This window comes from Microbacterium sp. NPDC058342 (genome assembly GCF_042723935.1).
Taxonomy (GTDB): Bacteria; Actinomycetota; Actinomycetes; order Actinomycetales; family Microbacteriaceae; genus Microbacterium.
In genome coordinates this window covers 588,110-600,309 of record NZ_JBHXID010000002.1, presented here as the reverse complement: position 1 = coordinate 600,309, position 12,200 = coordinate 588,110, and the positions used below count along the sequence as shown (strand labels likewise).

Genomic DNA, 12,200 nt, shown 5'->3' with positions numbered 1-12,200 from the left:
ACCTGTCTATTCTGCCATGCCGGATTCGACTACTGCAAACCCGGGCGTGTCGCGCCCGTCCGGGGAGCGTCCGGAGCGCCTGCGCGGTCCGCCCCCTGCCCCCGAACACGCGACGACGGCCCCTCCGCCCGGAGGAGCCGCCGTCGTCTGTGCGGAGAGGCTACTCGTTGCCGACGGCCTTGTCGGCGCTGTCGCGGATCTCGTCGATCTTGTCCGCAGCCCCTGGCGCGATCTTCTTCGCGAAGTCCGCCACCCCGTCGAGGACCTTGTCGCTCACGTCCTCGGCCTGCTCGCTCTTGACCGCCTCGGCGATCTTGTCCTTGTTCTCCTCGTAGAGATCCTTGCCCTTGTTGACCAGGTCCTCGATGCCCATGGGTTTCCTCCCCCTGTCGGTTCACGCCGTCATCTGCGGCATGTCCCTTTCTACGCGATCCCGACCGGATGCAACAGTCCCGCGAAACACAAGAGGGGCCGGACCCGCAGGTCCGACCCCTCTTGCTGTGCAGCAGATGCTTACGCGACGACCTTGGTCACCGTGCCGGCGCCGACGGTGCGGCCACCCTCACGGATCGCGAAGCCGAGGCCCTCTTCCATGGCGATGGGCTGGATGAGGTCCACCTTCATGTCGGTGGTGTCGCCGGGCATGACCATCTCGGTGCCCTCGGGCAGCGTGATGACGCCGGTGACGTCCGTGGTGCGGAAGTAGAACTGCGGGCGGTAGTTCGTGTAGAAGGGGTTGTGGCGGCCACCCTCGTCCTTGGACAGGATGTACGCGGTGCCCTCGAACTCCGTGTGCGGGGTGATCGAGCCCGGCTTCACGACGACCTGGCCGCGCTCGACGTCCTCGCGCTTGGTGCCGCGGAGCAGCAGACCGCAGTTCTCGCCGGCCCATGCCTCGTCGAGCTGCTTGTGGAACATCTCGATACCGGTGACCGTGGTCTTCTGGGTCGGGCGGATTCCGACGATCTCGACCTCGGAGTTGATGGCCAGCGTGCCGCGCTCGGCGCGACCCGTGACGACCGTTCCACGGCCGGTGATGGTGAAGACGTCCTCGATCGGCATGAGGAACGGCTTGTCACGGTCACGCTCGGGGTCCGGAACGCTGTCGTCCACGGCCTGCATGAGCTCGAGGATCGAGTCGACCCACTTCTGCTCGCCCTCGAGCGCCTTCAGCGCCGAGACCTTGACGACGGGAGCGTTGTCGCCGTCGAAGCCCTGCGACGAGAGCAGCTCGCGCACCTCGAGCTCGACGAGCTCCAGGATCTCCTCGTCGTCGACCGCGTCGGACTTGTTCAGCGCGACGAGCAGGTAGGGAACGCCGACCTGCTTGGCGAGCAGGACGTGCTCACGGGTCTGAGCCATCGGGCCGTCGGTGGCGGCGACGACCAGGATCGCGCCGTCCATCTGGGCGGCACCGGTGATCATGTTCTTGACGTAGTCGGCGTGGCCGGGGGCGTCGACGTGCGCGTAGTGACGCTTCGGGGTCTCGTACTCGATGTGCGAGATGTTGATGGTGATACCGCGCTGACGCTCCTCGGGAGCCGAGTCGATCGAGGCGAAGTCACGCTGGACGTTGGTGTCCGACGGGTACTTGTCGGCGAGCACCTTCGAGATCGCGGCAGACAGGGTGGTCTTGCCGTGGTCGACGTGACCGATCGTTCCGATGTTGACGTGCGGCTTGGTCCGCTCGAACTTGGCCTTGGCCACTGGGTCCTCCTCAGGACGTTCGTGTAGGGATCGCCGGGCACTGGATTGTGACCGGCTCCCTACGGATTTCGGTTTCTCAGTTTAGTGGAGAGTGAATGTGAAGTTGTGGGGTGTCCGGGATGCCGGGGACGATGCCCCGGCATCCCGGACGAAGGGCTTACTCGCCCTTGGTCTTCTGGATGATCTCGTCCGCGACGGCCCGCGGGACCTCCGCGTAGCTGTCGAACTCCATCGCGTAGACGGCACGGCCCGAGGTCTTCGAGCGCAGGTCGCCGATGTAGCCGAACATCTCCGACAGCGGCACCGACGCGCGCACGACCTTGACGCCCTGGGCGTCCTCCATGGACTGGATCTGGCCGCGACGCGAGTTCAGGTCGCCGATGACATCGCCCATGTACTCCTCGGGGGTACGCACCTCGACCGCCATGAGCGGCTCGAGCAGCACCGGGTTGGCGCGCCGTGCGGCCTCCTTGAAGCCCATGGAGCCTGCGATCTTGAACGCCATCTCCGAGGAGTCGACGTCGTGAGCGGCACCGTCGACGATCGTCGCCTTGACGCCCACCATCGGGTACCCGGCCAGCACGCCGACGTTCATCGCGTCCTGGAAGCCGGCATCGATCGAGCCGATGTACTCGCGCGGGATGCGACCGCCGGTGACCGCGTTGACGAACTCGTAGGTCTTGTCGCCGTCGAGCTCGAGGGGCTCGATGTTGAACTGGATCTTCGCGAACTGGCCCGATCCACCCGTCTGCTTCTTATGGGTGTAATCGTGCTTCTCGACGGTCTTGCGGATCGTCTCGCGGTAGGCCACCTGGGGCTTGCCGACGTTCGCCTCGACGCGGAACTCGCGCTTCATGCGGTCCACGAGGATGTCGAGGTGCAGCTCGCCCATGCCCTTGATGGTCGTCTGACCGGTCTCGGGGTTCAGCTCGGTGCGGAAGGTCGGGTCCTCTTCGGCGAGCTTCTGGATCGCCAGACCCAGCTTCTCCTGGTCGGCCTTCGTCTTCGGCTCGATCGCGACCTCGATCACGGGCTCGGGGAACGTCATCGACTCGAGGACCACCGGGGCGGCCGGGTCGGCGAGGGTGTCACCGGTGGTGGTGTCCTTCAGGCCGATGACGGCGTAGATGTTGCCCGCGGTGAGCGAGTCGACCGGGTTCTCCTTGTTGGCGTGCATCTGGAAGATCTTCCCGATGCGCTCCTTCTTGCCCTTGGTCGAGTTGACGACGGCGGAGCCGGAGTCGAGGTGACCCGAGTACACGCGTACGTAGGTGAGGCGACCGAAGAACGGGTGCACGGCGACCTTGAACGCAAGGGCCGAGAACGGGTCGTTGGCGTCGGGGTGACGCTCGATGACCTTCTCCTCGTCCTTCGGGTCGTGCGCCTCGATGGCGCCCACGTCGAGCGGGTTCGGAAGGTAATCGACGACCGCGTCGAGCATCGGCTGCACGCCGCGGTTCTTGAACGCCGAGCCGCAGAGCACCGGGTAGATCTCGTTGGCGACGACCAGCTTGCGGATGGCGCCCTTGATCTCGGCGACCGTGAGCTCCTCGCCGCCGAAGAACTTCTCCAGGAGCGCGTCGTCGGTCTCGGCGACGGTCTCCAGCAGCTGCTGGCGGTACTCCTCGGCCTTCTCCTTGAGGTCGGCCGGGATCTCCTGCACCTCGTACGAGGCGCCCATGGTCACGTCACCCTTGGCATCGCCGGGCCAGACCAGCGCGCGCATCTCGACGAGGTCGATGACGCCGAGGAAGTCGTTCTCGGCACCGATCGGCAGCTGGATGACCAGCGGCTTCGCGCCGAGGCGGTTCACGATCGTGTCGACGGTGTAGTAGAAGTCGGCGCCCAGCTTGTCCATCTTGTTGACGAAGCAGATGCGGGGCACGCCGTACTTGTCGGCCTGACGCCACACGGTCTCGGACTGGGGCTCGACGCCCTCCTTGCCGTCGAAGACGGCGACGGCACCGTCGAGCACACGGAGCGAGCGCTCCACCTCGACCGTGAAGTCCACGTGACCGGGGGTGTCGATGATGTTGATCTGGTTCTTGTTCCAGAAGCAGGTCACGGCGGCGGACGTGATCGTGATGCCGCGCTCCTTCTCCTGCTCCATCCAGTCGGTCGTCGAAGCGCCGTCGTGGGTCTCGCCGAGCTTGTGGTTGACACCCGTGTAGAACAGGATGCGCTCGGTGGTGGTGGTCTTGCCGGCATCGATGTGCGCCATGATGCCGATGTTGCGGACCTTGCTCAGGTCGGTGAGCACTTCTTGTGCCACGGGGGTTCCTCCGGGATGGTTCAGGAACGAACAGAGAGTGGGAGCGGATGCCGCGGTCACGGCATCCGCTCAGCCCCTTACCAGCGGTAGTGGGCGAAGGCGCGGTTCGACTCGGCCATCTTGTGGGTGTCCTCGCGGCGCTTGACCGCGGCTCCCAGGCCGTTCGACGCGTCGAGGATCTCGTTCTGCAGGCGCTCGGTCATCGTCTTCTCACGACGGCCCTTCGCGTAGCTGACCAGCCAGCGCAGCGCGAGCGTGTTCGCGCGGTGCGGCTTGACCTCGACGGGCACCTGGTAGGTCGAGCCGCCGACGCGGCGGCTGCGGACCTCGAGGGTGGGGCGCACGTTGTCGAGCGCCTTCTTGAGCGTGGCGACGGCGTCCTGGCCGTTCTTCGCCTCGACGCCGCGGAGGGCGCCGTAGACGATCGACTCCGCGAGCGACTTCTTGCCGTCCACGAGGATCTTGTTCACCAGCGAGGTGACGATCGGGGCGCCGTAGACCGGGTCGTTGACGACGGGGCGCTTGGGAGCGGGTCCCTTACGAGGCATCTATCTCAACCCTTCTTCGCGCCGTAGCGGGAACGAGCCTGCTTACGGTTCTTGACGGCCTGCGTGTCGAGCGCACCGCGCACGATCTTGTAGCGGACACCGGGAAGGTCCTTCACACGACCACCGCGGACGAGCACGAGCGAGTGCTCCTGCAGGTTGTGGCCCTCACCGGGGATGTAGGCGGTGACCTCGGTGCCGTTGCGGAGCTTCACGCGGGCGACCTTGCGCATCGCCGAGTTCGGCTTCTTCGGGGTGGTGGTGTACACGCGGGTGCACACGCCGGCCTGCTGCGGGTTCGACTTCAGAGCGGGCGCCTTGGTCTTCGAGACCTTGGGCGTACGACCCTTGCGAACCAACTGCTGAATAGTTGGCACGTTCTCTCCTCTTGGTGCTGCACGGTGACAGCGTGATGGGGTTTCACATCATGACCCACCGGCACAGCGGAACCGCTCTGCCTTTGGTGTGATGGGTATGCCGTGGGGGCGAACCGGCGGTGCCGGCGCCCTGCACGCGCGCACGGGTGTGCGCACACTCGATCAAGTGTAATCCTGCGTAACCGTGACGGTCAAATGCCGCAAGGCGCCACGCCGCTCACCGCAGATCGCGCACGCGGGCGATCACGCCTCCGCCCCCGTCCTGCCTGCGCTCCCCGGCGACCGCGATGATCAGCAGCACCGCCCCCATCGTGGCGAGCGTGATCCACCACGGCATGGACTCGATGCCGCGGCCGAGCTGCACTGAGAAGACGAAGACGTTCTCGATCGGCAGGACCACCAGTCCGATGACGAACGGGGCGGCCAGCCGCCGGGCCGCGCCGACGAGGATCGCGGCGAGCGCCAGGGCCATCACCAGTATCGCCCGCCAGGTGAGCGGATCGGTGAAGGTCGACACGACGGATGCCGACGTCATCACGATCAGTCCGGGAGCCAGCAGCAGCCACGACCCGCCGCCGACCTGCGGCCACGACCCGGGGCCCTGGCGGACCGGCATCCCACCGTCGTCGGCTCGTGACGCCGCCATGCCGCGCACTCCGGCGGCGAGGAGGAACAGTCCGAGCGGGAGCGAGAACATCTCCACGCGCAGCTCGCGCGGGCTCCAGGCGACGACCGCGGTCACGAAGGCGATGCCGAACAGCACCCACACCGGCGGCAGTGCCGACCCGCCGCGCCGGGCGGCGTGGAGCATGACGGCGAGCCAGCACAGCATCAGCGTCCACATGCCCCAGATCACGAACCAGTCCCGTTCGATCGCCGGCCACACCCCGACGGCGAGCGCCAGGGCCGCGGGAACGCCCACCCCGCGCGTCAGGGCGAAGCGGTCGATGACCTCCGCCGTCCCGGGCGAGGCCGTGCCGTCCGCCGACCCGACCCCGTTCCGGGGTCGCCGCAGCTGCCGTGCAGCGGTGGACCGCAGCATCCGCGCGGCCACGACGAGTGCGAACGCGGCGATCGCGCTGAACGCGACGCAGAGCAGGAGCACTCCGGCGGCGCCGCCCGAGACCGGCGAGGCGTCCAGCCCGGTCCCCCAGCGCACGGCCTGGACTGTGCCGGCGAGCGCTGCCGTCGACGCCGCGACGATGGTCGCCTCTCGCAGCGATCGCAGCCGTCGCGCGCGTCCGGCGAGCGCCGCCGCCGCGAGCAGCAGCCAGGCGGACGCGAGCAGCGCGTGGGCGCGCCACGGCACGGCGTCCGCCGCGCCCGCGATGAGCAGCACGAGCACCGGCACCACCGCGCCGGCCAGGCCGGCGGCGAACAGAGCGGTCGCGGGCCGCCCCCGCAGGGTCAGCAGCACGGCGACCGCGGCGGCGCCGACGGCCGGCGGCAGGAGATACGCCTCGGCGAGCTCGACGCCGTTGAGCGCCCACAGGGACCAGAGCGCGCCGGTGAACGACACCGCGGCCACCCACCAGCCGTACCGGCGTCCGGCCAGCAGGGAGGTCAGCGCGGCACCGACGCCCACGATGACGAACACGAGACACGCGGTTCCCAGCCCCGCCGCCTCGCGTGTGAGCGCGAGGAGAACGGCGATGGCTGCGGTGACCAGAGCGGATGCCTCGATCGCGAAGCGCGCCGCGTCGGCGGTCGACGCCATCCGACCGCGGCCGACGAGCAGGTCACGGATGAGGCCACCCGAGGGAAGCGCCAGCGCGACCAGGAGCGCGACGACCGGCAGCACGACGGGTGATCCGCTCTGCACCAGCAGCTGCGCACCGAGGCAGAGCACCACGACGGCGAGCGACGGGACGAGCGTGGCCGCGGCGAGCGTGCGCACCACGACGGTGAGCCCGGCCCGCCTGGTGAGCAGCAGCGACACCGCGAGGACGAACATCAGTCCGGTGGACAGCGCCGTCCAGCCGCTGCGCTCGAACACCACCTGCACGATCCCGGTGGCGAACGGCACGGTCGCGACCACCAGTATGGTCTGCCAGGCGCGGGCGCCGACGACGGGCAGGAAGGTGGCGACGATGGCGACGAGCAGTCCGGCGGATGCCGTGAGGCACAGCAGGGCGACGCCGCCGACGCCGGTCAGGGAGAGACCGACCGCGAACACGACGAGCGCGTATCCGAAGCCGGCGCCCACGTGCAGGAATCGGGATCCGCGCCTCACGGTGCGCGCGACGACCGCCAGGACGGCGATGGTCGCCGCTCCCGCCACCGGCACGAGCTCCAGGTCCTGCCAGGCGATCAGGACGGCCACGATCAGGGCGAGATGCGCACTCACGGTGAGGACGCCCCGAACGGCGGCGCCGCCGCCGCGACGCGCCCTCTCGCTGACGAGCACCGCGGCGCAGCCGGCCACGGCGAGCAGCAGCACGCCGATGGCGACCGGACGCGGCAGCACCTGCGCGCTCGCGAGGCACAGCACCGCCGCGGTCGCATAGAGCGCGGTGACGACGCGTGCCTGTCCGCGCAGCGGAAGGATGGCGGGTCTCGCTCGTGCGCACAGGGCGAACATCGCGAAGCCCGCGGCGATGACGGCCAGGGCGATGATCATCGGCCAGGTCTCGCCGCCGAGCGCGGGGCCGCCGGGGGCGAATCCGCCGCCGAGCGGCGTGCGTGCTCCGGCGTCGCGGACCAGTGCGCCGGCGACCAGCATCCCCGAGATCACCGCGGGTGCGCTCGTGATGCCGGCAGCGAGGCCCGCACCGACGGACAGCGGAACACGCGGCGTGCGCCGCGGAAGCGGCACGAGCGCGCCGACCACGAGGGCGAGCACGGCACCCGCCGGCACGACGGCGATGCCCCACATGACGCCGGCGGCACCGCTCAGCGCGCCCGAGGCGGCGAACGCCCCGGCGCCGACCGCAAGGACGCCGGCGCCGAACGCCCAGACGCGCGGCATCGCGTGCGGCGAGGCGAGCACCGCGTGCACGGCCAGCGCAGCCAGGACCGCCGCGATCGCCATCGGCTCGGAGTGCGCGAAGAGGATGCGGGCGATCGCGAAGACGACCGCGATGAGCTGCACCGCGGTGAGCACGACGACTTCCGGGACGAGCACGCCACGGGTCGGGGCGGCATCCGGCGCGGTGGCCGGCTCGTGCGGCTGCTCGCGCCGGGGGAAGGCGTCCACGAACCGCGGGAGCAGCGTCAGGAGTCCGGTCGCGGTCGCCCCGGCGGCCGCGAGCAGCAGGGCGGCGGGCAGGGCGCTCTGCACAGCGAACCCCAGAGCCGCCGGCACCGCCGCCAGCGTCGGCAGCGCGGCCCACAGCCAGATCCGGATGCGGAACCGCAGCCCTGCGAGCAGCAGCAGGCCGCCCGCCACCGCCATGGCGAGCGCCGCGGAAGACCACGACGCCGCATCGTCTCCGAAGGAGCCGGCGACGGCCTGCACGTCGAGGCCGACGAACACGAGGCCCAGCCCGCCCACGGCCTCGGCCGAGGACTGCAGCCGCCGCCTCGCCAGCAACAACGCCCCGCCGAGGAAGGCCACGGTGACGAGCGCGATGATCGTGCTGCGGGCGGCACGATCGGCCAACTCGGGGTTGAAGAAGGTGAAGACGATCGCGGCGACCGCGAAGAGACCCGCTCCCGCCGTCGCGAGGACGGACTGCAGGCTGGCGCCTGCCGATGCGTTCGCCGGGCCCGGCGTGCTCACCGCGACGGACGCGGCGTGTGGCCGACCCGTAGGTCCCGGTGCCGCGGCGACCACGGCGGAGGGGCGCTGCGGTGCCGCCGCCGTGCGGGGAACGCGCGAGAGCACGCGATGACGTGCGCGCAGGGCGTCCGCGGCCGCCAGCGAGGCGCTCCACAGCGCCGCGCCGTGCTCGCCTCGCAGATCGGCGCCGCAGCGCGCGCAGCATCCGCCGGCCAGCGCAGCGGACTCGCATACCGGGCAGGTGCGCGCATCCGCCAGTCGCGCAAGCGCGGTGTCGGCCCAGCCCGCGCTCACGACCGCTCCCCCGGCGCGTACCGCAGGATGTCGCCGGGCTGGCATTCCAGCACCCGGCAGATGGCGTCGAGCGTGGTGAAGCGCACCGCCTTCGCGCGCCCGTTCTTGAGCACGGCGACGTTCGCGGGGGTGATGCCGATCGCGTCGGCGAACTCCTGAACACTCATCTTGCGTCTGGCGAGCATGACATCGATGTCGATCACGATGGCCATCAGACGACCTCGGACAGATCCTGCTCGAGCTGCAGCGCCTTGCGCAGCAGCCCGCGCATCACCCCGACGAGCAGGGCGAGCGAGAAGCTGACGACGATGCCGAACACGGCGAGCACGAGGATGCCCGGGCTGACGGCGCGGCCGAGGCTCAGCACGATGAACGACGCGATCAGCAGCACGGCCGAGGCGAGCATGGTGCCGATGATGACGTCGACGTACCGGAAGGCGCGGGGGCTGAAGATCCGATCCGTGCGCACGAGCGAGAGCAGCACGAACACGCACACCAGGACGACTTCGACGAGCAGGAGGAAGAGCACGGCGCCGACGATGCCCGGCACCTCCAGATACCCGAGATCGGGGTTGCGCGCGGCGGTCTCGGCGGCGACCGCGGGGATCAGGAGCACCTGCACGAAGATCAGGAGTGCGATCAGGACGACGATCAAGCCCCTGAGGACCAGGGTGGCGACGGGCTGCATGGTGCTCCTATCGAAAGACGACATGTATCTATCGAAAAACGATAGCCATGGGATGCGCACGGCTCAAGCCGGCGCAGGTCTTTCCCAGGCACGCGCGCACTCTCGCGCTGAGTGCTACGAGTTGTCGGGGTCGAAAGGCGAGTCGAGAGCCTGGCTCAGTTCCGCGAGCATCGCCTCGATCTGCGGTTCGACGTACCGGGAGATCGCGGCCTGCACGCTGAGTCGATGACGCAGCAGCAGACCGCAGATCTCGCGTCCGACCATGTTCGCGTAGTCGTCGGCGAGGGCGACCTCCTGGCGCAGTGCCGCCTTCGCCTCGTCGGTCAGCGGGGGAAGCGGGGGAAGCTCGGCCGCGGCATCGTCCGCGAGCCCGGCCACCGTGAAGAGGAACGGAGCGCCGGGCACCGGATCGGGGTCGAGAGGCATCCCCTCGTACTCGGGATCGAGGCCCTCGGTCGGACGGTAGCCGCGTGACCTGTTGCGGTCCGCCTGCTGGTCGAGCTCGGCCTGCAGCATGGGCAGGTTGCGCGCGGTGTAATCGGCGACCGCGTGGTCGACGATCGCCTTGATCCGGGTGGAGAGGCCGTGCTGCACGCCGTGCGGCACATTGCCCCCGATGCCCGCGGCCGACAGGATCGGCGAGCCCAGGCAGCGACGGCACGGAGCGACCCTCCCCTTGTGCGTGGCAGGCGCCCACCGCGGCACCCAGCGCAGCCAGGCATCCACAGCCTGGCCCACCTGGGATTCCAGAGACCTCTCCACGATTACAGGGTACGGCCGGGCGCGTCTTTCGGCGCGGCATCCGGGCGTGTCACTCGGAGTCGTCCTCCCATGGCCAGCGAGGCGCGCGCGATCCGGTGCGGCGCAGTGCGATCGCCGCCCACGACGCGACGAGGGCGGCGAGCAGCACCACCGGGCTCGAGCCGTGGGTGACGAGCTGCGACGCCGCCGACAGTGCCGCGGTCGCGCCCCCTCCGCTCAGCAGCGCGCCCAGCCCGACGGCGACGAGGTGCACGACGGCGGCGACGAGAGCCACCGGGATCACAGCCGTGAACGGCGCGCGATCCTGCGCGAGGGCAGGCCACAGCATCCAGGCGAACGCGCCGACCGCCACGACCATGCCGACGATGCCGGGCCACCAGTCCACCCCGGGGACCGTCAGGATGTCCGAGTCGGTGAAGAAGGTGAGCATCCCGAGGCCCAGGATGCTCAGCGCGGCGAAGCCGACGACGCCGATCACGAGCGCCAGAACGGCGGAGACCCCCGTCGGCGCACTGCCGCGGGGGTCTCCGGTCGTACTCATGGTGTCAGCGGAGTGCGGCGGGGCCGGCCTCGAGCGTGCGTTCGTACTCGGCCTGCGCCTCGGCGTTGAGCACCTTCTTGCGTGCGCCGCTGCGCGAGACCCAGGCGCCGAACCAGATGGTCAGCTCCCGGGCGAAGATGAAGGCGGCGATGGCGAGCGGGGCGAGCAGCTGCTCGTTGACGAGTTCAGCGGATTCGGTGGCGGTGATCCGCCAGAAGGGCGCCTGGAACAGCTGACCGAGCACGTGCCCGCCGTAGGTGGCGACGGCCACCAGCAGCCCGAAGATCACCCACTTGCCCCAGCGGGCGCGGTTGATGAAGGCGCCCAGCAGCCAGAACGAGAGGAAGAAGACCACGACGGGCACCCAGAACGACCAGGTCGTCAGGGGCGCGAGGGCGGCACTGCCGATGTTTCCGCCGTCGACGTCGCCTCCCAGAGCACCCAGCCCCAGGATCGCTCCCAGATACAGGATCGCGAAGGCGAGCGTGGCGACGAGTCCGATGGCACCGGCCGCGCCGCGGTTGCCCAGTTCGCGCGGGGGCTCCGGCGCCTGCACGAAGATCGGCTGCGGCGCCGCCGGCGGGGCCACGGGTTCGGCGGGCATGACCTGCGTCTCGGCAGCGGCCGCCGCGGAGGCGGCTCCGGCGGCGTACGCCGTGTCGGCGACGGAGTCCGCGTGAGCGCTGTCCGTCGTCTCGGTCACGTCTGCACGGGCGGACGCGACGGACTCCTCGGGCTCGACGACCGGGGCGACGGGCTCGGGCCGTTCGAAGACCTCCTGCACGGCGGCACTGTCGTCCCCGGGCTCCACGGCATCGGTCGTCTGCACGTCCTGCTTCTCGGCGGGCGTGCCGAAGGTGCCCGGGAAGTCGCGCTCGGCGGCGGCGAACGCCTCCGCATCGGGGTCGACGGGCGCGGCGCCTTCGGCCGGGACATCGGCACGAGCCGCGGCGGCGGCGTCGAGTCCCTCGTTGGCACTGCCGACGACGTCGTCGATGTCCTTCGGCTGCTCGTTCTGGGGAACCTCGGGGTCGCTCATGGCTTCGCCTCTCATGGATGGGTGCACAGTGAGGGTAACGCCCGCGCCGAAGCGCGCGACGGAGGCGTGCCGACGTGTCGGTGGTTCACTCGCCGGCTAGCCCCGGGAGCCCCCGAGCATCATCCCGACGATGGCGAGCAGGCTCGGGCCCGCGGGCAGCGACAGCCAGACCAGTCCGCCGACCACACCGGCGCAGAGCACGCCGGCGATCCAGCTGATCGCCAGGTTCCGCCCGCCCACGCGCGCCCTCATGA

12 protein-coding genes are annotated in these 12,200 nt (G+C 70.0%); all 12 read right to left on the bottom strand.

Translation table 11 applies throughout. From position 1 onward, the window contains the following. Positions 1-160: 160 nt before the first annotated feature. The gene (locus ACFWHT_RS12745; RefSeq protein ID WP_378829081.1) at positions 161-373 is read right to left on the bottom strand and encodes a hypothetical protein; all 213 of its coding nucleotides are present in this window, start codon (positions 371-373) and stop codon (positions 161-163) included. 140 nt (positions 374-513) lie between these two features. Beyond that, positions 514-1,707: an elongation factor Tu gene (gene tuf, locus ACFWHT_RS12740; protein WP_378829079.1), complete on the bottom strand. Its 1,194-nt coding sequence runs from the start codon at positions 1,705-1,707 to the stop codon at positions 514-516. A gap of 157 nt (positions 1,708-1,864) precedes the next feature. After that, positions 1,865-3,979: an elongation factor G gene (gene fusA, locus ACFWHT_RS12735; protein ID WP_378829077.1), complete on the bottom strand. Its 2,115-nt coding sequence runs from the start codon at positions 3,977-3,979 to the stop codon at positions 1,865-1,867. 77 nt (positions 3,980-4,056) lie between these two features. After that, positions 4,057-4,527, bottom strand: coding sequence for a 30S ribosomal protein S7 (rpsG, locus tag ACFWHT_RS12730; protein ID WP_017201608.1), 471 nt, complete (start codon positions 4,525-4,527; stop codon positions 4,057-4,059). Between the two features lie 5 nt (positions 4,528-4,532). Next, a complete protein-coding gene (gene rpsL / locus ACFWHT_RS12725; RefSeq protein ID WP_029145644.1) occupies positions 4,533-4,901 on the bottom strand; it encodes a 30S ribosomal protein S12 in 369 nt (122 codons plus the stop codon). A gap of 217 nt (positions 4,902-5,118) precedes the next feature. Continuing rightward, entirely contained in the window at positions 5,119-8,916 is a 3,798-nt protein-coding gene (locus tag ACFWHT_RS12720; protein ID WP_378829074.1) for an SCO7613 C-terminal domain-containing membrane protein, read from the bottom strand. Then, positions 8,913-9,128: a helix-turn-helix domain-containing protein gene (locus ACFWHT_RS12715; protein ID WP_378829072.1), complete on the bottom strand. Its 216-nt coding sequence runs from the start codon at positions 9,126-9,128 to the stop codon at positions 8,913-8,915. Before ACFWHT_RS12715 ends, ACFWHT_RS12720 begins: the two co-directional genes overlap by 4 nt. Further along, positions 9,128-9,604 (bottom strand): DUF2975 domain-containing protein, encoded by a 477-nt coding sequence (locus ACFWHT_RS12710; RefSeq protein WP_378829069.1) that lies wholly within the window; start codon positions 9,602-9,604, stop codon positions 9,128-9,130. The genes ACFWHT_RS12715 and ACFWHT_RS12710 overlap by 1 nt, the downstream gene beginning before the upstream one ends. A gap of 114 nt (positions 9,605-9,718) precedes the next feature. After that, a complete protein-coding gene (locus tag ACFWHT_RS12705) occupies positions 9,719-10,366 on the bottom strand; it encodes a spermidine/putrescine ABC transporter substrate-binding protein (RefSeq protein WP_378829067.1) in 648 nt (215 codons plus the stop codon). Between the two features lie 49 nt (positions 10,367-10,415). Then, the gene (locus ACFWHT_RS12700) at positions 10,416-10,907 is read right to left on the bottom strand and encodes a hypothetical protein (RefSeq protein WP_378829065.1); all 492 of its coding nucleotides are present in this window, start codon (positions 10,905-10,907) and stop codon (positions 10,416-10,418) included. Positions 10,908-10,911: 4 nt separating this feature from the next. After that, entirely contained in the window at positions 10,912-11,946 is a 1,035-nt protein-coding gene (locus ACFWHT_RS12695) for an ABC transporter (RefSeq protein WP_378829064.1), read from the bottom strand. Between the two features lie 96 nt (positions 11,947-12,042). Then, positions 12,043-12,198, bottom strand: a complete 156-nt coding sequence (locus ACFWHT_RS12690; RefSeq protein WP_378829062.1) for a hypothetical protein — start codon at positions 12,196-12,198, stop codon at positions 12,043-12,045. Positions 12,199-12,200: the final 2 nt, after the last annotated feature.